The 19,512-nt window shown below is 72.9% G+C and carries 15 protein-coding genes; 5 read left to right on the forward strand and 10 right to left on the reverse strand.

Annotation, left to right across the window (positions count from 1 at the left end):
- Positions 1-91: 91 nt before the first annotated feature.
- From whiA to uvrC, 4 genes are read right to left on the reverse strand one after another with little or no spacing between them, the layout of a single operon-like run.
- Positions 92-1,081 (reverse strand): DNA-binding protein WhiA, encoded by a 990-nt coding sequence (whiA, locus tag AC067A_RS15530; protein WP_017238652.1) that lies wholly within the window; start codon positions 1,079-1,081, stop codon positions 92-94.
- Entirely contained in the window at positions 1,072-2,097 is a 1,026-nt protein-coding gene (locus tag AC067A_RS15535) for a gluconeogenesis factor YvcK family protein (RefSeq protein WP_478619840.1), read from the reverse strand. The genes whiA and AC067A_RS15535 overlap by 10 nt, the downstream gene beginning before the upstream one ends.
- On the reverse strand, positions 2,094-3,071 hold the full coding sequence (rapZ, locus tag AC067A_RS15540) for an RNase adapter RapZ (protein WP_478619842.1): 978 nt from the start codon (positions 3,069-3,071) through the stop codon (positions 2,094-2,096). Before rapZ ends, AC067A_RS15535 begins: the two co-directional genes overlap by 4 nt.
- Positions 3,068-5,062 (reverse strand): excinuclease ABC subunit UvrC, encoded by a 1,995-nt coding sequence (uvrC, locus tag AC067A_RS15545; RefSeq protein WP_478619844.1) that lies wholly within the window; start codon positions 5,060-5,062, stop codon positions 3,068-3,070. Before uvrC ends, rapZ begins: the two co-directional genes overlap by 4 nt.
- A gap of 58 nt (positions 5,063-5,120) precedes the next feature.
- On the opposite strand from uvrC, the gene AC067A_RS15550 reads away from it, so the two are divergent.
- Positions 5,121-5,885 (forward strand): SDR family NAD(P)-dependent oxidoreductase, encoded by a 765-nt coding sequence (locus AC067A_RS15550; RefSeq protein WP_478619846.1) that lies wholly within the window; start codon positions 5,121-5,123, stop codon positions 5,883-5,885.
- Positions 5,886-6,808: 923 nt separating this feature from the next.
- Here the strand turns inward: AC067A_RS15550 and AC067A_RS15555 are convergent.
- On the reverse strand, positions 6,809-7,702 hold the full coding sequence (locus AC067A_RS15555) for a hypothetical protein (RefSeq protein ID WP_478619849.1): 894 nt from the start codon (positions 7,700-7,702) through the stop codon (positions 6,809-6,811).
- 5 nt (positions 7,703-7,707) lie between these two features.
- Complete coding sequence (locus AC067A_RS15560) at positions 7,708-8,292, reverse strand: papain-like cysteine protease family protein (RefSeq protein ID WP_478619852.1); 585 nt, start codon at positions 8,290-8,292, stop codon at positions 7,708-7,710.
- 239 nt (positions 8,293-8,531) lie between these two features.
- Here AC067A_RS15560 and AC067A_RS15565 point away from each other — a divergent pair, with 239 nt between their 5' ends.
- Positions 8,532-9,461: a hypothetical protein gene (locus AC067A_RS15565; RefSeq protein WP_478619855.1), complete on the forward strand. Its 930-nt coding sequence runs from the start codon at positions 8,532-8,534 to the stop codon at positions 9,459-9,461.
- Between the two features lie 10 nt (positions 9,462-9,471).
- Here AC067A_RS15565 and AC067A_RS15570 read toward each other — a convergent pair whose 3' ends face one another.
- Positions 9,472-9,897, reverse strand: coding sequence for a Rieske (2Fe-2S) protein (locus AC067A_RS15570; RefSeq protein ID WP_478619858.1), 426 nt, complete (start codon positions 9,895-9,897; stop codon positions 9,472-9,474).
- A gap of 182 nt (positions 9,898-10,079) precedes the next feature.
- A complete protein-coding gene (gene uvrA / locus AC067A_RS15575) occupies positions 10,080-13,160 on the reverse strand; it encodes an excinuclease ABC subunit UvrA (RefSeq protein ID WP_478619860.1) in 3,081 nt (1,026 codons plus the stop codon).
- Positions 13,161-13,364: 204 nt separating this feature from the next.
- Here uvrA and AC067A_RS15580 point away from each other — a divergent pair, with 204 nt between their 5' ends.
- The 3 genes from AC067A_RS15580 (at position 13,365) to AC067A_RS15590 (ending at position 16,215) form a co-directional block, all read left to right on the forward strand.
- Positions 13,365-14,090 carry a maleylpyruvate isomerase family mycothiol-dependent enzyme gene (locus AC067A_RS15580; RefSeq protein ID WP_478619863.1) on the forward strand — a complete coding sequence of 242 codons (726 nt, stop codon included), beginning with the start codon at positions 13,365-13,367 and terminating at the stop codon, positions 14,088-14,090.
- 35 nt (positions 14,091-14,125) lie between these two features.
- A complete protein-coding gene (locus tag AC067A_RS15585; protein WP_478619866.1) occupies positions 14,126-14,782 on the forward strand; it encodes an MBL fold metallo-hydrolase in 657 nt (218 codons plus the stop codon).
- A gap of 152 nt (positions 14,783-14,934) precedes the next feature.
- Positions 14,935-16,215, forward strand: coding sequence for an MFS transporter (locus AC067A_RS15590; RefSeq protein WP_478620430.1), 1,281 nt, complete (start codon positions 14,935-14,937; stop codon positions 16,213-16,215).
- Positions 16,216-16,291: 76 nt separating this feature from the next.
- Here the strand turns inward: AC067A_RS15590 and AC067A_RS15595 are convergent, their stop codons facing one another.
- Positions 16,292-17,287 carry a TerC family protein gene (locus AC067A_RS15595; protein ID WP_478619868.1) on the reverse strand — a complete coding sequence of 332 codons (996 nt, stop codon included), beginning with the start codon at positions 17,285-17,287 and terminating at the stop codon, positions 16,292-16,294.
- Between the two features lie 238 nt (positions 17,288-17,525).
- Positions 17,526-19,508: a TerD family protein gene (locus AC067A_RS15600; protein WP_478619871.1), complete on the reverse strand. Its 1,983-nt coding sequence runs from the start codon at positions 19,506-19,508 to the stop codon at positions 17,526-17,528.
- Positions 19,509-19,512: the final 4 nt, after the last annotated feature.

A 19,512-nucleotide genomic window follows, 5' to 3' on the forward strand; every position in this document is an offset into this window, starting at 1 on the left:
AGGGTGCCTCGCGGGTGTACGAAAAAGCTGCCGGTGCCTCAGAAAGGCACCGGCAGCGTGGAGTTCACCGTTCCGTACGACGACGGGGCGGTCAGCCGACCAGGCTGTCGTCGAGCTCCTCGGTCAGGTTGGACTCGGTCCCCGGGATGCCCAGGTCCTGTGCCCGCTTGTCGGCCATCGCGAGCAGCCGGCGGATCCGGCCGGCCACCGCGTCCTTCGTCAGCGGCGGGTCGGCGAGCGCGCCCAGCTCCTCGAGGGAGGCCTGCTTGTGCTCCATGCGGAGCCGGCCGGCCGCCGCCAGGTGCTCGGGCACCTCCTCGGCGAGGATCTCCAGGGCCCGCTGCACCCGGGCGCCCGCGGCGACCGCGGCGCGGGCCGAACGGCGCAGGTTGGCGTCGTCGAAGTTGGCGAGGCGGTTGGCGGTGGCGCGGACCTCGCGGCGCATCCGCCGCTCCTCCCAGGCGAGCACCGACTCGTGCGCGCCGAGCCGGGTCAGCAGGGCGCCGATCGCGTCGCCGTCGCGGACGACGACCCGGTCCACCCCCCGCACCTCGCGGGCCTTGGCCGCGATGGAGAGCCGACGGGCCGCGCCGACCAGGGCGAGCGCCGCCTCCGGCCCCGGGCAGGTGACCTCCAGAGAGGAGGACCTGCCGGGCTCCGTCAGCGAACCGTGCGCCAGGAAAGCCCCCCGCCAGGCCGCCTCCGCGTCACAGGTGGCACCGGAGACCACCTGTGGCGGGAGACCCCGGATGGGGCGGCCCCGACCGTCCACGAGACCCGTCTGGCGGGCCAGCTGGTCGCCTCCGGCCACCACCCGCACCACGAACCGGGAGCCCCGGCGCAGCCCGCCGGGGGCCATCACGATCAGCTCGGAGCTGTGCCCGAAGATCTCCAGGATGTCCCGCTTGAGGCGGCGGGCCGCCATCGCCGTGTCCAGCTCCGCCTCGATCACGATGCGGCCGCTCACCAGGTGCAGCCCGCCCGCGAACCGCAGGATCGACGAGACCTCTGCCTTCCTGCAGCAGGTCCGGGTGACGGGAAGCCGGGAGATCTCGTCCTTCACCGCTGCCGTCATCGCCATGGGCCGATCCTTCCATGCATCCGAAAAATACGGTCGTACGCGGCGGCCAACAGCTCCGGGTCATGCTTCGCGGAGCCGTCGGGCCCGGCCACCGGCGCCAGCTCGACCGCGGCACCGAGCCGCTTGGCGGCATCGGCGAGGGACTCGCGGTCGGGCACGGCTGCCTCGTCGGCGAGCACCACGTCCAGGGCGAGTTTAGGGGCGTGTCGTCCCAAAACCTCCAAATGACGCTGCGGGGAGAAGCCTTCTGTTTCTCCGGGCTGCGGCGCGAGGTTCAGCGAGAGCACCTTACGGGCCTTCGTCTCGGCCAGGGCGTCGAGCAGTTCGGGGACAAGGAGGTGCGGGATCACGGACGAGAACCAGGAGCCCGGCCCCAGCACGACCCAGTCCGCGTCGAGGACCGCCGCGACCGCCTCGGGCACGGCGGGCGGGTCGTTCGGCACCAGGTGCACGGACTGCACCTCGCCCGGGGTGAGCGCCACCGTCGCCTGTCCGGCCACGGTGTCCACGTCGTCCGGTCGCTCCGGATCATGGCCCCTGACCAGGGCCTGGAGCTCCAGGGGTACGGCCGACATGGGCAGCACCCGGCCCTGGGCGCCGAGCAGCCGCCCCACCAGGTCGAGGGCCTGGACGGGGTCGCCGAGCTGCTCCCAGAGGGCGACGATCAGCAGGTTGCCGACGGCGTGGCCGTTGATCTCGCCCTTGGACTGGAAGCGGTGCTGGATGACCCGGGCCCAGGTCTGGCCCCAGTCGTCGTCCCCGCAGAGCGCGGCGAGCGCCTTGCGCAGGTCGCCCGGGGGCAGCACGCCGAGCTCCTCCCGGAGCCGGCCGCTGGAGCCCCCGTCGTCCGCGACGGTGACGACGGCCGTGAGGTCGCCGGTGATCCGGCGGAGCGCGGCGAGGGACGCCGAGAGGCCCATGCCGCCGCCCAGCGCGACGACCTTCGGCTGGGTGCCGCGCCTGCGGAGCGTACGCCGCACCGCGAGGGTGGACGTACGCCGGCGGTACGGTTTCACTCGCGCCCCATGTCCCGGTGGACCACGACGGTCTCGACCCCTTCGGCCGCCAGGCGGGCGGCGAGCCGCTCGGCGGTGGCCACGGAGCGGTGCTTGCCGCCGGTGCAGCCCACGGCGACGGTGACGTACCGCTTGCCCTCGCGGCGGTACCCCGCGGCGATCAGCTGGAGCAGCTCCGTGTAGCGGTCGAGGAACTCCTTGGCGCCGGGCTGGTTGTAGACGTAGTTCGACACCTCCTCGTTGAGGCCGGTGAAGGGGCGCAGCTCGGGGACCCAGTGCGGGTTCGGCAGGAAGCGCATGTCGACGACGAGGTCGGCGTCGACGGGCAGGCCGTACTTGAAGCCGAAGGACATCACGGTGGCCCGCAGCTCGGGCTCCTCGTCGCCCGCGAACTGGGCGTCCATCTTGGCGCGCAGCTCGTGGACGTTGAGGCTGGAGGTGTCGATCACCAGGTCGGCGTCGCCGCGCAGCTCGCGCAGCAGGTCGCGCTCGGCGGCGATGCCGTCGGTGATCCGGCCGTCGCCCTGGAGCGGGTGAGGCCTGCGGACCGACTCGAAGCGCCGGACCAGGGCGTCGTCGGACGACTCCAGGAAGACGACCCGGCGGGTGACCTGCTTGGAGTCGAGGTCGGCGAGGGACTCCCTGAGGTTGTCGAAGAACTGCCGGCCGCGGACGTCGACGACGACGGCGATCCGGGCGACGTTGCCCTGGGAGCGGGCGCCGAGCTCCACCATGGTGGGGATCAGCGCGGGCGGCAGGTTGTCCACGACGAACCAGCCGAGGTCCTCCAGACACTTCGCCGCGGTGGACCGGCCGGCTCCGGACATGCCGGAGATGATCACCAGCTCGGGAATGGCCGCCTCGGCGCCGTTGTCGCCGGGGGTCTCCTTCGTGCCCGTACTCACGTGTCCTGCTCCGTCTTCTCGGTCGTGCTGGTCTTGCGGTTCGTTCCGGTCCTGCTGGTGCGCGGTCATGCCGTGCCGTCCCCGTCTTCCATGATCTCTCCTGTCGCCGTGTTCACGGCGGGTGTGGCCGGGGCCGCCTGGGCGAGGGCCACGACGACCGCCTCCGCGGTCTTCCGGCCCATGCCGGGGACCTCGCAGATCTGCTCGATTGTCGCCTGCCGGAGCCGCTTCACCGAGCCGAAATGCTTGATCAACGCTCGTTTCCGGGTGTCGCCCAACCCCGGGACCGCGTCGAGAGGGCTGGTCCGGATGCGTTTCGTCCGCTTGGACCGCTGGTAGCGGATGGCGAAGTCGTGAGCGGTGTCACGCACCCGCTGCAGGAGGTAGAGGCCCTCGCTGGAGCGCGGCAGCACCACCGGGTCGTCATCGCCGGGCAGCCACACCTCCTCCAGCCGCTTGGCGAGCCCGCAGACCGCGATGTCGTCGATGCCCAGCTCGTCCAGGGCCCGACGGGCGGCGGCGACCTGCGGCTGCCCGCCGTCGACCACCACGAGCTGCGGCGGGTACGCGAAGCGCTTGGGCCGCCCCTCGTCCTCGGCCGGGACCTCGCCGTCGCCGGGGACCTCGCCGTCGGCGGCCGGCCCCCACTCCCCCGTCCTGTCCTTCTCCACGAGGTAGCGCCGGAAGCGGCGGCTGATCACCTCGTGCATGGACCGGACGTCGTCCTGGCCCTCGAAGCCCTTGATCTGGAAGCGGCGGTACTCGCTCTTGCGGGGCAGCCCGTCCTCGAAGACCACCATCGAGGCCACGACGTCCTCGCCCTGCAGGTGCGAGATGTCGAAGCACTCGATGCGCAGCGGCGCCGACTCCAGGTCCAGGGCCTCGGCGATCTCCTCCAGGGCACGGGACCGGGTGGTCAGGTCACTGGCCCGCTTCGTCTTGTGCAGCACGAGCGCCTGCTGGGCGTTGCGCGCGACCGTCTCCATCAGGTCCTTCTTGTCGCCGCGCTGCGGGACCCGCAGCGAGACGCCGGCCCCGCGGCGGCCGGACAGCCAGGCCGTGACGGCCTCCACGTCGTCCGGCAGCGCCGGCACCAGAACCTCCTTGGGCACCGTGTCGCCGCTCTCCTCGCCGTACAGCTGCTGGAGCGCGTGCTCGACGAGGCCCGCCGTGTCGACCGCCTCCACCTTGTCCGTGACCCAGCCGCGCTGGCCCCGGACACGTCCGCCGCGGACGTGGAAGATCTGGACGGCGGCCTCCAGCTCGTCCTCGGCCAGGGCGACCAGGTCGGCGTCGGTGGCGTCGCCGAGGACGACCGCGCTCTTCTCCATCGCCCGGCGCAGCGCCTCTACGTCGTCCCGGAGCCGGGCGGCCTTCTCGTACTCCATGTCCTCGGCCGCGATCGTCATCTGCTTCTCGAGCCGGCGGATGTACGTGCCGGTGCGGCCGGCCATGAAGTCGCAGAACTCCTCGGCCAGTTCACGGTGCTCCTCCGGCGCCACCCGGCCGACGCAGGGCGCCGAGCACTTGCCGATGTAGCCCAGGAGGCAGGGCCGGCCGGCCGACGCCGCGTTCCGGAAGACGCCCGCCGAGCAGGTGCGGACCGGGAAGACCCGCAGCATCAGGTCCACCGTCTCGCGGATCGCCCACGCGTGCGCGTACGGCCCGAAGTACCGCACGCCCTTCTTCTTCTGGCCGCGCATGACCTGGACCCGCGGGAACTCCTCGTTCAGCGTCACCGCGAGGTACGGGTAGCTCTTGTCGTCCCGGTACTTGACGTTGAACCGGGGGTCGTACTCCTTGATCCAGGTGTACTCCAGCTGCAGCGCCTCGACCTCGGTCGACACGACCGTCCACTCCACCGAGGCGGCCGTCGTCACCATCGTCGCCGTGCGGGGGTGCAGGCTCGTGAGCGGCTGGAAGTAGTTCGCCAGGCGCTGGCGGAGCGACTTCGCCTTGCCCACGTAGATCACCCTGCGGTGCTCGTCGCGGAACTTGTAGACCCCCGGGGAGTCGGGGATCTGACCCGGCTTGGGGCGGTAGCTGGAGGGGTCTGCCATGCTCCCCACCCTACTGTCGCCCACCGACACTCCGGCCGGGCGCGCTCGTTGGCGAAGCATGGTGAACCACAGTGCGGACACGGCTCGGGGACGGCTCGCGGACCGGGTGTGCGTGATCACGGGCGCGGCGAGCGGCATCGGGCGGGCGACGGCGGAGCGATTCCTCCGCGAAGGGGCCCGCGTGGTGGCCGCCGACCGCGACGCGGAGCGCCTGGCGACCCTGCGCGGAGTCGTCCCCGTCACCGGTGACGTCTCCCTCCCGGACGACGCCCGGCGCATGATCGCCACCGCGGTCGAACGCTACGGCCGGCTCGACGTCCTCGTCGCCAACGCCGGCGTCATCCCGCTGCTCTCCGTCACGGAGGCCGAGGCGTCCGACTTCGACGAGGTGATGGCAGTCGACGGTCGCGGCATGTTCCTGACCTGCAAATACGCGATCGAGGCCATGCTCCTCTCCGGCGGCGGCGCCATCGTCTGCACCTCGTCCGTCTCCGGCGTCGCGGGCCAGGCCCGGCAGGCCGTCTACGGTCCCGCGAAGTTCGTCGCCTCCGGACTGACCAAACACCTCGCCGTGGAATGGGCGGAGCACGGGATCCGGGTCAACGCCGTCGCCCCGGGAACCATCGAGACCGAACGCGTCGCCGCCGCGCGCCTCGAACCCGGCGGCCCCGAGTACCTCGCCGACGTCGTCCGCGCGCATCCCATGGCCCGCTTCGGCACCCCCGACGAGGTGGCCGCCGCCATCCTCTTCCTCGCCTCCGACGAAGCGTCCTTCGTCACCGGCGCCATCCTCCCCGTCGACGGCGGCTACCTGGCCCACTGACCCCGCCCCCGCCCCCGCCGACTGGCCGGCGCCCTCGGTGGCCTCGTCGGCCTGCGCCCGGCGCGGCCCTCGCCACGTGGCCCTCGCGTGGACCTCGCCGGCCGATCGGCGCCTTCGGTGGCTCCGTCGCCTGGCCCGGCCTTCCGCGCGCTCCCGCGCCTGGCCCTCCGTGCGCTCCCGCCGGCCCGCCGCGCCCCGCCCCCTCGTCGTGGGCCTCGTTCCGCTGGGGCGGTACCCACCCCCGCGCCCCCGCGCGTTGGGGGCCATCGTTCCGCTGGGGCAGTGCCCACCCCCGGGCCCCCGCGCGTTGGGGGTAATCGTTCCGCCGGGGCGGTGCCCACCCCCGCGCCTCCGTCCACTCCGTTGTGGGCAATCGTTCCGCTGGGGCGGAACGGGTGGGCACAACGGACGGCGCCCTTTGCCGGGCCCAGGCTTTCGGGTCTGTACCCGCGCCCGGTGCGCACCGGACTGTGGGTGCGGGCCAGGGCACAAGGGGCGGAGGCGCCGCCAAGCGCGCCGTCCCGTGTGCCCACCCGTCCCGCCCAGCGGGACGATTGCCCACACGGCGGTGGGGCGACGGCCCACACGGGGCGGGGGCTCGGTGCGCGACAGCCCCCAGGCGGGCGCAAGCGCACACGGCGGGCGAGGGCGACAGCCCAGACGGGCGCAGGCCCACACTGCGGCGGACGCGGGCCCGCACGACCGTGGGGCGCGGCGGGCCACGGGAACCGGGGAGACGGAAACCCGCCGCGGGAGCCGGCGGCGGGCCACAGGAGCCGGAGGGACGGAGGCCCGCCACGGGAGCCGGGGGGGCAAAGGCCCGCCACGGGAGCCGGGGGGGCAAAGGCCCGCCACGGGGCCGGTGGGCGGAGGCCCGCCACGGGGCCGGTGGGGGCGGGCCGTGGCGGGCGGTGGGGGCGGGTTCAGGTCGCGGCGGCGGTGCGGCGGCGACGACGTATCGCGACGGTGGCGCCCAGCGCGACGGCCAGGACGGCACCCGTACCACCCGCGGCGACGGCGGGCGAGTCGGCGGACGAGGGCGGCCCGGAGGAGGTGGCGGCGTAGCCGCCGGCCGCCCCGCGGCGGGCGTACGCGGAGTCGGGGAGCTTGTCGGCGTAGGCGCGGGCGACCCGGGACCGGTAGGCGACGAGCGTGGTGCCGTTGCGGCCGACGGCCCGTATCGCGTCCTCGTCGAGGGGCAGGACCTTCGTGCCCTTGTGGACGTACCACGCGTCGATCTGGGGCTCACGGAAGACGAGGCCGCCGGGGAGGAGGCGCCCGCCCTGTTCGGCGTAGCGGATCTCGTCGTCGCCGGTGGCGATGTTGACCACCTGCCAGCCGGCGGCCCGGCGGACCGTCCAGAGGGAGGCCTTCTGGCCGTCCGAGGCGACGGCCCGGCTGGCGTGGAACTCGACGCGGGCGACGGGCGCGCCCGGCTTCCCGGCGACGAAGTCCGGGGAGAGGAGCCGTACCGGGACGGACGCGCCGTCGACGCGCGGGGCGGCGGCGGAGCGGGCGAGGGCGCCGTCCCGGGCGAAGAACCGGGAGAGGGTGTCCAGGGTCCGCGGCGCGGATGCGGCCTGCTCGGGCGTCGGCGCGGCGGGCAGGGCGTCGGCGAGCGGCGCCCCGCCCGCGGCGGCCGGGGCGGGCGGCATCCCGTTCGCGGCGGCCGGGGCGGGCGGCATCCCGTTCGCGGCGGCCGGGGCGGGCGGCGCGCCGTTCGTGGTGGGTGCCGGAGTGGTGGCGGTGGCCGGGAGGGTGCCGAGGGTGATGAGGGCGGCGGTGAGGAGGCCGGTGGCCGTGGCACGTGCGTTCATCGTGGTCACGCTCCGATCCGGTAGAGCGAGTGGGTCCAGGAGAACGAGCTGTTGTTCACGTACCAGGCGTGCGAGGCCCAGTTGTAGCGGTCGCTGGAGGGCCAGGGGTCGCCCCAGTAGACCCAGCTGTTCGCGTCGTCGTACCCGTGGATCACGTGCATGTGGCCGCCGCCGCTCGACCACTGGATGCGGGTCTCGACGGGCCGGTTGGCGTTGATCTCGGTCTGGACGGTCGAGTAGCGGAGCCAGCCGTCGACGTACGAGCCGGGGTTGATGCCGGCCCAGTCGAGGCCGGTCTGGACGTTGCCCAGCGTGGCCTGCCAGTTGGGGCAGTCGTAGCCCTGTTGGCGGTTGAACGCGGCGTTGCAGAACTGGTTCTGGCTGTAGTTGCGGCCGAACCAGGTGGCGATGGTGTTGCCGCTCGCGGCCCAGCACCAGTTGGTCTTCTGCTGGGCCTGCATGGTGATGTTCAGCCTCTTGGAGGCGAGGGCGGCGTCCTCACCGGCGGGGGCGGCGGTGGCCGAGGTGGTGGGGACGAGGAAGAGGGCGGCTGCGGCGAGTGCCGCGAGGGACAGTCTTCTACTGCGCATCGCGTTCCTCCCAAAGCGGGGGGTGTGGGGATGTGGGGAGTGGAGGAGCGCTTCCGGACGCTGGTCAGGAGCATGTTCCGTTGTCCGGAACGGGTCAACACGCTTCAATGCGGGGTGACATCGGACTGTGAACGGTGTGACCCCGGGTGTGAACGGACGCCCTCGGCCCACCTGCCCGCCCACCCCACGCGGCGCGACGGTCCGCACCCCCCACCGTGAATGTTCACTGAGGAGTCCTCGTGAGCCACACCGAGGCCGATCTGGCACAGCTGCTGCACACCGGTCCCTTCCACCTGGCGCTGCGCACCGCGTTCGCGGTGCGCGGCCTGCCGCTCCAGCGGGTCCAGCACCATCTCGCACACCGGGGCGTCAAGGTCGGGGTGACGAGTCTGAGCTACTGGCAGCAGGGAGCCCGCCGCCCGCAGCGGCCGGAGTCCCTGAAGGCCGTCCGCGCCCTGGAGGAGGTGCTCCAGCTGCCGGGGAACTCGCTGCTGCGGCTCCTGACGGAGGACGCGGCCGCCCGGTCCGAGGGGGAGCGCCCGGCGACCCGCTCGTACCGCTCGCTGGTGGAGACGTCCGGTTCGGTCGAGGAGCTGCTCGCGGAGCTCGACGTGCCGACGGACGGCGGGCTGCACACGGTGGGGCACCACGAGCGGGTACGGATCGGGGCGGGGCGCGAGCTGGTCGGCCGGGAGTCGCAGCACGTGGTGCGGGCGCACCGGAACGGCGTCGACCGCTATCTCGCCATCCACCACGGGGACCCGGGCTGCGACCCGTCCCGGGTGGCGGTGCGGGCGGTGGAGAACTGCCGTGCCGGGCGGGTGCGGTGGCATGCCGGGACGGGTGTGCTGGTCGCGGAGCTCCTCTTCGACGCGCGGCTGCGGGCCGGCGACACGTACCTCTTCTCGTACGGCTTCGAGGACGGTACGGCGGGTCCGAGCGGGGAGTACGTGCGCGGCTTCAGCTTCGCGGGCGGGCAGTACGTGCTCCAGGTCCGCTTCGACGAGGCCGCGCTTCCGGTGCGCTGCCGGAGGTTCGCGCAGGTCTCCGCGGGCGCGCCGCGCGGGGGCCGGGCGGAGCTGACCCTGAGCGGCCGGCACCGCACGGTGCACCTCGTGGAGCAGGGCGTGCGTCCCGGGATCCTGGGGATCGACTGGGACTGGGCGTGAGCCCTCCGGCTCAGGCCTCGGGGCCGGCCACCAGCGTGCCGTTCTCGACGCGGATCGGGACCTCGGGGAGCGGGACGGTGGCCGGGCCGCGGAGCGCCTTGCCGGTCGTGACGTCGAAGCGGCTGCCGTGGCACGGGCAGTTGCCCTCGTTCTCCTCCACCTTGTCGAGGACGCAGCCGGCGTGGGTGCACTGGGCGCTGAACGCCTTGTACCGGCCCTTGGCCGGGCAGCTCACCACCAGCCGCTGCTCGCGGTAGAGCTTGGACCCGCCGACCGGGACCTCGTCCGGGGCGCCGAGCGGGACCGGGGCGGTCGGCGTGGGGACCTGGGCGTGGCCGAGCTTGGACTCGGTGGAGCAGGCGGCGACTCCCAGCCCGGCGGCACCGGCGAGAGCCGCGCCCTTCAGTACGGTGCGGCGGCTGGACTGGCCGGACATGAGCGCTCCACGGTGAGATCGGGGACAACACACCCCAGGGGTGACCGAACCGACGATACCGGCGCCCTCCCCCGCCCCGACGCCCGACCCTGACCTGGCCGTAACCCCGGGTCCGGGGCGGGGGCAGGGGCAGGGGTCGGGCATGCGGCAGGACCCCCTGGTGGGGGCCCTGCCGCGAGACGTCACGCCTTGCGGGCCCGGGGCGTGGCCTTGGTGGCCGTCGCCTTGGTGGCCGTCTTGGCGGCCGTCGCCTTCGTGGCCGTCTTGGCGGCCGCCGCCTTCGTGGCCGTCTTGGCGGCCGCCGCCTTCGTGGCCGTCTTCTTGGCCGGGGCCGCGGTCTTCTTGGCGGGGGCCTTCTTCGCCGCCGCCTTCTTCGTACCGCGGGCCGCCGGGACGGTGACGCCGGCGTCGCTGATCCGGTCGGCGCCCAGGATCTCCCGGAGGAACTTGCCCGTGTGGCTCGTCGGGACGGAGGCGACCTCCTCCGGTGTGCCCTCGGCGATGACCAGGCCGCCCCCGCTGCCGCCCTCGGGGCCCATGTCGACGACCCAGTCGGCGGTCTTGATGACATCGAGGTTGTGCTCGATGACGATCACCGAGTTGCCCTTGTCGACCAGGCCGGAGAGGACCTTGATCAGCTTCGAGATGTCCTCGAAGTGCAGACCGGTGGTCGGCTCGTCCAGGACGTAGACCGTGCGGCCCGTCGAACGCTTCTGGAGCTCGGAGGCGAGCTTGACGCGCTGCGCCTCGCCACCGGAGAGCGTCGGCGCCGACTGGCCGAGGCGGACGTAACCGAGGCCGACCTCGGTGAGCGTGCGCAGGTGCCGGGCGATGGTCGGGACGGCCTCGAAGAAGTCGAGGGCCTCCTCGATCGGCATGTCCAGGACCTCGGCGATGGACTTGCCCTTGTAGTGGACCTCCAGGGTCTCCCGGTTGTACCGGTCACCGTGGCAGACCTCGCACGGGACGTAGACGTCCGGGAGGAAGTTCATCTCGATCTTGATCGTGCCGTCGCCGGAGCAGTTCTCGCAGCGGCCGCCCTTGACGTTGAAGGAGAACCGGCCGGGCAGATAGCCCCGGACCTTGGCCTCCATCGTCTCGGCGAAGAGCTTGCGGACGTGGTCGAAGACGCCGGTGTAGGTCGCCGGGTTCGACCGCGGGGTGCGGCCGATCGGGGACTGGTCGACGTGCACGACCTTGTCGACGAGGTCGTCGCCGTCCACCCGCGTGTGCCGTCCGGGCACCGACTTGGCGCCGTTGAGCTCGCGCGCCAGGTGGGTGTAGAGGATGTCGTTGACCAGGGTCGACTTGCCGGATCCCGAGACTCCGGTGACGGCCGTGAGGACGCCCAGCGGGAAGGAGACGTCGATGTCCCGCAGGTTGTTCTCGCGGGCCCCGTGCACGGTGAGCCGGCGCCCGGGGTCCACGGGGCGGCGGATCTCCGGGGTGGCGATGGCCCTGCGGCCGGACAGGTACTGCCCGGTCACCGACTCCTCGTTGGCGAGGAGCTCCTTCAGCGAGCCGGAGTGGACGACCTTGCCGCCGTGCTCGCCGGCGCCGGGGCCGATGTCGACGACCCAGTCCGCGACCTTGATGGTGTCCTCGTCGTGCTCGACGACGATGAGCGTGTTGCCCATGTCACGGAGCCTGACCAGGGTCTCGATGAGCCGGTGGTTGTCGCGCTGGTGGAGACCGATGGACGGCTCGTCGAGCACGTACAGCACGCCGACCAGGCCGGAGCCGATCTGGGTGGCGAGCCGGATGCGCTGGGCCTCGCCGCCGGACAGGGTGCCCGCGGCGCGGTTGAGCGAGAGGTAGTCGAGGCCGACGTCGACGAGGAAGCGCAGTCGCTCGTTGACCTCCTTGAGGACCCGCTCGGCGATCTTCTTGTCGCGGTCGTTGAGCGTGAGCCGGGCGAGGAACTCGGCACAGTCGCTGATGGACATCGCGGCGACCTCGGCGATGGACCGCTCCATGACCGTGACCGCGAGGACGATCGGCTTGAGGCGGCTGCCCTCACAGGTGGGACAGGGCACCTCGCGCATGTAGCCCTCGAAGCGCTCGCGGCTCGAGTCGCTCTCGGCCTCGGTGTGGCGCCGCTTGACGAAGGAGACGGCGCCCTCGAAGGCGGGGGTGGTGTACGCCCGCTCGCGCCCGTACCGGTTGCGGTAGCGGACCTCGACCTGGGTCTTGTGGCCGTGCATCAGGGCCTTCTTGGCGCGCTGCGGCAGTCCGGCGTACGGGATGTCCGTGCGGAAGCCGAGGGCCTGGGAGAGGCCTCCGATGAGCCGGCCGAAGTACTCCTTGGTGTGGCCGTGCGACCAGGGGTGGATGGCGCCCTCGTCGAGGGACTTGTCCTCGTCGGGGACGACCAGCTCGGGGTCGACCTCCATGCGGGTGCCGATGCCCGTGCAGTCGGGGCAGGCGCCGAAGGGCGAGTTGAAGGAGAAGGAGCGCGGCTCCAGCTCCTCGAAGGACAGGTCGTCGTACGGGCAGTACAGGTGCTCCGAGTACATCCGCTCGCGCTCCGGGTCGTCCTCGGGGAGGTCGACGAAGTCGAGCACGACCATGCCGCCGGAGAGTCCGAGCGCGGTCTCGACGGAGTCGGTGAGCCGGCGCTTGGCGCTGTCCTTCACGGTGAGGCGGTCGACGACCACCTCGATCGTGTGCTTCTCCTGCTTCTTCAGCGTCGGCGGCTCGCTGAGCTGGACGGTCACGCCGTCGACCCGGGCGCGGCTGTAGCCCTTGGTCTGGAGGTCGGCGAAGAGGTCGACGAACTCGCCCTTGCGCTCGCGGACGAGCGGCGAGAGGACCTGGAAGCGGCTGCCCTCGGGCAGCTCGAGGACCTTGTCGACGATGGCCTGCGGCGACTGGCGCGAGATCGGGCGGCGGCACTCGGGACAGTGCGGCTTGCCGATGCGGGCGAAGAGCAGCCGGAGGTAGTCGTAGACCTCGGTGATGGTGCCGACCGTCGAGCGCGGGTTGCGCGAGGTCGACTTCTGGTCGATGGAGACGGCGGGCGACAGACCTTCGATGAAGTCGACGTCCGGCTTGTCCATCTGGCCGAGGAACTGCCGGGCGTACGAGGAGAGCGACTCGACGTACCGGCGCTGCCCCTCGGCGAAGATCGTGTCGAACGCGAGGGAGGACTTGCCCGATCCCGAGAGCCCGGTGAAGACGATGAGGGAGTCACGCGGGAGGTCGAGCGAGACGTTCTTGAGGTTGTGCTCGCGAGCGCCACGGACGATGAGACGGTCGGCCACGCCGGTCCGCACCTTTCTTGAGAGAGCGGATGTGCCTGACACACCCAACAACCAAGGATGCCGGATGCTTCCATCGAGCCTATAGCACGCACATTCGATTTCCGGCCGCGTGGAGACCGCTTCACCCGAACGAGTGGCCGTGCCGGGGTGCCGAGCCCTCGATGACCTGGCCGGACCGGTGCGCCACCCCCTAGGGTCGGCGCCATGATCGACCACGAACTCGACCTTGCCTCCGTACGCGAAGCGACCGACCGGCTGATCGCCGACGTCGCCTCATGGGACAACGCATCGGCGGCCGAGCCGTCACGGCTTGCCGGCTGGACACGCGGCCACGTGCTCGCCCATCTCTCCCGCAACGCCGACGCTCTGGTCAACGTCCTCCAGGGCCGGCCGATGTACGCGGACGCCGCGACCCGCGACGCCGACATCGAGCGCGACTCCACCCGCCCCCTCGACGTCCACCTCGCAGACCTGCGCGGGTCCGCCGACCGCTTCCAGGCCGTGGGCGCGGAGCCCGCCGACTGGGCCCGCACGGTCGAGCTCCGCAACGGCGTCACCGACAGCGCCTCCCGGATCCCCTTCCGCCGCTGGGTGGAGGTGGCCCTGCACCACGTCGACCTCGGCGTCGGCTACGAGCTGGAGGACCTGCCGGAGGAGTTCGTCCTGCGGGAGATCGACTTTCTGGCGGAGCGGTTCGCCGGCCACAAGGACGTGCCCTCCACCGCCGTCCGCTCCGACGACGGCCGCGTCTGGACGCCGGGCGGAGGACTGCAGGAGGGCGGCACCTGGACGACCGGCGGCGGCGCCGGGGGGGCTCCCCTGGTCGTCTCCGGCCCCGCGCCCGAGCTCCTCGGATGGCTCGCGGGCCGCCGCGACGGCTCCGCGCTGAAGGTCGAGGGAGGCCCTCTGCCCGCGCTCCCCGCGCTGTAGCCGCCACCGTCATCCCCCAGGGCTAGTCTGAGGCCATGACGTACAGCGGAGTGGTGAAGGTCGGCGGTCCTGCGGACGTGCACGAGCTGACGGACCTGATGATCTCGAAGGTCGCCGTCGGCCCGATGGACAACAACGCGTATCTGCTGCGCTGCCGGGCGACCGGCGAGCAGCTGCTGATCGACGCGGCGAACGACGCGGACACGCTCCTCACGCTGATCGGTGACGACGGCATCGCCGCCGTCGTCACCACCCACCGCCACGGCGACCACTGGCAGGCCCTCGCCGAGGTGGTCGCGGCCACCGGAGCCCGGACCTACGCGGGCGCGTACGACGCGGAGGGCATCCCGGTCGCGACCGAGGTGCCCGTCGAGGACGGCGACACGATCCGGGTGGGCCGGGTCGAGCTGACCGCCCGCCGTCTGGTCGGGCACACCCCCGGCTCCATCGCCCTCGTCTACGACGACCCGCACGGCCACCCCCACGTCTTCACCGGCGACTGCCTCTTCCCCGGCGGGGTGGGCAACACCTGGAAGGACCCGGAGGCCTTCACGAGCCTGATCCACGACGTGGAGACCAAGCTCTTCGCGGTCCTGCCGGACGAGTCCTGGATCTACCCGGGCCACGGCAAGGACACCACGCTCGGTGACGAGCGCCCGCACCTCGCGGAGTGGCGCGAGCGCGGCTGGTGACGCCCGGCGCGCGGCCGCCGGGCCGCGTGCCTCCGCACGCCCCGTAACCGGGACGGCGGCGGGGCAGTTGGCGCGACATGCGCCACAGTCACCCTCCGTCGCCGCCCGCCGCCCCCGCCGTGCCGGATCCCCCGGCGGCCCCGGCCCCCTCGATGGGACGGCTCGCGGCTGCCTCGCTCGTCGGCACCGCCATCGAGTTCTTCGACTTCTTCGTCTACGGGACCGCGGCGGCCCTCGTGCTGGGGCCGCTCTTCTTCCCGACCTTCTCCCCGCTCGCCGGGACCCTGGCGGCCTTCGGCACCTTCGCCGTCGGCTTCCTGGCCCGGCCGCTGGGCTCGGTCCTCTTCGGCCACGTCGGCGACCGGTACGGCCGCCGGCCTGTCCTCTTCGCCTCGCTGCTCCTGACCGGCTGCGCCACCGTCGCGGTCGGTTGCGTCCCCACGTACGCGACGCTCGGCATCGCCGCCCCCGTCCTGCTGCTGGTCCTGCGCTTCCTCCAGGGTCTGGGGCTCGGCGGCGAGTGGGGCGGGGCGGTCCTGCTGACCGCCGAGCACGCCCCGGCGCACCGGCGGGCGCTGTGGTCGAGCTTCCCGCAGGTCGGCCCGGCGATCGGCTTCCTCCTCGCGAACGGGGTGATGCTGGCGCTCACGGCCGGGCTGAGCGACGCGGAGTTCCGGGCCTGGGGCTGGCGGGTGCCGTTCTGGGCCGCCGGCGTGCTCGCGGCGGCCGGACTGCTGCTGCGCACCTCGCTGGCGGAGACGCCGCAGTTCGAGGAGCTGTCCGTGTCCGGGCGGCGTGCGAGCGCCCCGCTGGCCGAGGTGGCGCGCGACCACTGGCGGCTGGTGCTGCTGACGGCCGGGGCGCTCGCGGTCGGGTACGCGGTCTTCTACACGGTCTCCACCTGGGCGCTGGCCTACGGCACCGAGCGGCTCGGGGTGAGCAGCACGGTGATGCTGACCTGTGTGATGGCGGCGGTGGCGGTCAAGGGCGCCGTGACCCCGTTCGTGGCGTTGCTCGCCGACAGGTGGGGCCGCCGCCCGCTGTGCCTGGCGGGGTGCGCGGGCTCGGCGCTCTGGACGTTCCCGATGGTGGCGCTGCTGCACACCGCGCAGCCGCTGCTGATGTTCCTCGGCTTCCTGGGCTCGCTGCTCGCCTTCGTCACGATGTTCGCCGTGGTCGCCGCGTACCTGCCGGAGCTGTACGAGCCCCGGGTCCGCTGCACGGGCGCCGCCGTCGGCTACAACCTCGCCGGCGTCCTCGGCGGGGCCCTCACGCCCCTCGTCGCCACGGCGCTCTCCGACGGCGGCTCCGGCCCGCCGTGGGGCGTGGCGGCCTATCTGACGCTGGTGGCCCTGGTCAGTCTGGTCTGCTTCGCCCTGCTGCCCGAGACCCTGCCGGGGCGGGCGCGGGCGGGGGAGGTGACGGCCGCCTGACGGGCGGACCGGCACACACGGCGACGGCCGGCCGCGGGACGCTGTCCCGGGGCCGGCCGTCGCCGTGTGTGCCGCGTCAGGCGTCGACGCTGTCCTTCTCGGCGCCGTCGGCGTCGGCCACGCTCTCGGCGGCCTCGCGCTCCGCCTGCTTCTTGGAGGCGATCAGGCTGGTGATCGTGGTGACGGTCAGGACGCCGCCGATGACCGCGAGCGAGACCGGGATGGAGATCTCGGGGACGTGGACCCCGGACTCGTGCAGGGCGTGCAGCACCAGCTTGACGCCGATGAAGCCGAGGATCACCGACAGGCCGTAGCTGAGGTGGACCAGCTTCTTGAGCAGGCCGCCGATCAGGAAGTACAGCTGTCGCAGACCCATGAGGGCGAAGGCGTTGGCGGTGAAGACGATGTACGGGTCCTGGGTGAGGCCGAAGATCGCCGGGATGGAGTCGAGGGCGAAGAGGATGTCGGTGGTGCCGATGGCCAGCATGACGATCATCAGCGGGGTCAGCACCCGCTTGCCGTTGCTGCGGATGAAGAGCTTGGTGCCGTGGTACCGGTCGGCGACGCCGAACTTCTTCTCGACGGTCTTGAGGAGACGGTTCTCCTCCCAGTCGTCCTCGTCCTCGTCGGCGCGCGCCTCCTGGATGAGCTTCCACGCGGTGTAGATCAGGAACGCGCCGAAGATGTAGAAGACCCAGGAGAAGCTCGCGATGATCGCGGCGCCTGCGGCGATGAAGATCGCGCGGAGCACCAGGGCGATCAGCACGCCCACGAGCAGCACGCGCTGCTGGAGGTGGGAGGGGACCGAGAACTTCGCCATGATCAGGACGAAGACGAAGAGGTTGTCGACGCTGAGCGACTTCTCGGTGATGTAGCCGGCGAAGAACTCTCCGGAGGCCTGGGCGTTGCCGAAGACCAGCAGGCCGACGCCGAAGAGCGCGGCGAGCACGATCCAGACGATCGTCCAGATGCCGGCTTCCTTGACCGACACGTCATGCGGCTTGCGGCCGATGAAGAAGTCGGCACCGATCAGGGCACCCAGACCGAGAATGGTCAGGACCCACAGGGTCATTGAAACGTCCACTGCGCCTCCGGCGTCGTACGGCTACTGATCAGCGTCGTCGCTGCCGGAGGTCTCTTCCACCCGGGGACGATCGCCGCCGGGCCGACGCCCCGGGATCGGATCATCGAGATCCGTCCGTATTGACGGGTACGCCGCGTATAGGGAGTACTCCCCTCCGCACGGAAAAGACTACCCGAAAGACCAAGAGAAGGTAAAGGGCAGGGTAAAGGGCCATCAAAAGTGCAGGTCAGGGCTGCTTTCCATAACGAGCCGCCGCCACCTGCCCAAGAATCTGCCGCAGGACCTGACCGCCCGGCGGAAGGATCGGCGGCTCGTACGACCAGGCGTGCCCGACCCACGGATCGGCGAGGTGGTCGTCGGGAACCGGGGTGAGGCGCAGCAGCGAGCGCCACAGCGGGTCGAGCAGCGGACCGTACGCGGCGGCGTCCGCCCGGTCCGCGACCATCAGCAGATGGACGCCGACCGAGGGGCCCTCGTCGGCGAGGTACCGGAGCCGGGTGACCGCCCGGTCGTCGAACCCGTGCGGGAAGTCGTGCACGATCAGCAGCTGCCGGGCCATGTCCAGGCCGGGCGGCAGCGCGTCGGCGGCGCCGCCCCGCATCGCCATCTGCAACAGGTCGACCCGCTCGGTGAGCTGCTCCAGGACCGCCGACACCCCGGCCGCTCCCCGGGCCGGCGGGGCGGCCAGCACGCCCGTCTCCACGAGCGGCGCGAGCGCGGCCGTGCCCGCGCCGGCGGCGTCGAGGACGTGGACGGCGAACTCCCCCGCCGGGTGCGCGGCGAGCAGCCGGGCGGCGTGCGCGACCGCGCAGTCCAGGGCGAGCCGCCGCAGTTCGACCTCGTCGAGCAGGCCCGCCGCCTCGGAGTGCCCGCGCCCGCTGTCGACCCACAGCCCGCGCTCCAGCGGCAGCCGGACGAGCATCGGGATCCGCAGGTCGGTGCGCTCCGGAAGGTGGAGGTCGCCCAGGCGGATCGCCATCGGCTCCTCGGCCGGGACGCGGTAGGCGTGCCAGACGGGGCTGTCCCAGCGGGCGTACGCCGGCGGCAGCGCCGGTTCGACGACCTCGGACTCGGCGGCGAGCTGGGCGAGGTCCCGGTCCAGGACCTCCTGGGCCCGCCCCACCAGCTCGTCGTGCCGGGCGCGGGCGGCCGCCCGCGCGGCGTCGTTCGCGCCGCCGACCCGGGAGCGGTAGTCGGAGAGCGACTGGTCCAGCTCCCGGTCGAGCCGGGACTCCGCGAAGTCGCAGGCGCTGCGGTAGGCGGCGGCGGTACGGGCCAGGTCCTCGAACATCCCCCAGACCTGGTTGTACAGGCGCTCGTCCATCGACCAGCCCGAGGCGTCTCCGGCGACCGGCGTCGGCGGCGCCTGCCGGGGCTCCGGGGCGGGGGCGGGGGCCGCCTGCCGCCGCGGGTGGGCGTAGCTGATGGGGCCGCCGGTACCCATGGCGGGGGTGGGCGTGCCCGTCGCCGGGGCGGCCGTCGTGGGGGTGGGCGTGCCCGTCGTGGGCGTGTCCGTCGTCGGGGTGGCCGGGGCCGTCGGCGGCAGGGGCGGGACCGGGGTCGGTACCGTGTCCGGCGCGCCCGGCGGAGCGGACCGGCCCACGCGCTCCACCTCGGGCAGGCGCGCCGTCCGGTCGGCCGCAGGAGGCGCCGGCTCCGCGGGCCGCCCGGGTTCCACCGCCGCCTGGATCGACGCGGCCAGCTCCGCGGGCCGTTCCAGGCCCTGGTCGCCGAGCAGGGCGGCGAGACCGCCCTCGTACCCCTGGCCCATGGCGCGGACCTTCCAGGCGCCCTGGCGGCGGTACAGCTCCAGGGCCACCACGGCGGACTCGCTCTCGAGTCCGGTGATCGTGAAGCTGGCGACGTCCGCGCCGTCGCGGCCGGCGACGGCGACGAAGGGGGCGGCGAGGGCGCCGAAGCGGGCGGCGCCGCCCGCCGGGAGCGCCAGGAGGACGGAGACCCGGTGGACCGTGTCGGAGACGGCCTCCAGATCGACGGTGAGACGGTGGTCGGCGGCGCACCGTCCCGGGACCTCGACGCCGGGGAGCGAGGGCGCTCCGGGGTGGACGACCCACTCCGCGCCCGGCACCCTGCCGTGCTCGTCGCCGAGGGTGGCTCCGGCGAGGACGGGGTGCCCGGCCGACACGCGGATCTCCAGTCGGGTGTCGGGCAGGGGGTGGTTCTGCCCCCGGACCAGCTCGGCCGTCATCGAC

The sequence above is a fragment of the Streptomyces sp. NPDC043176 genome, from assembly GCF_056436715.1.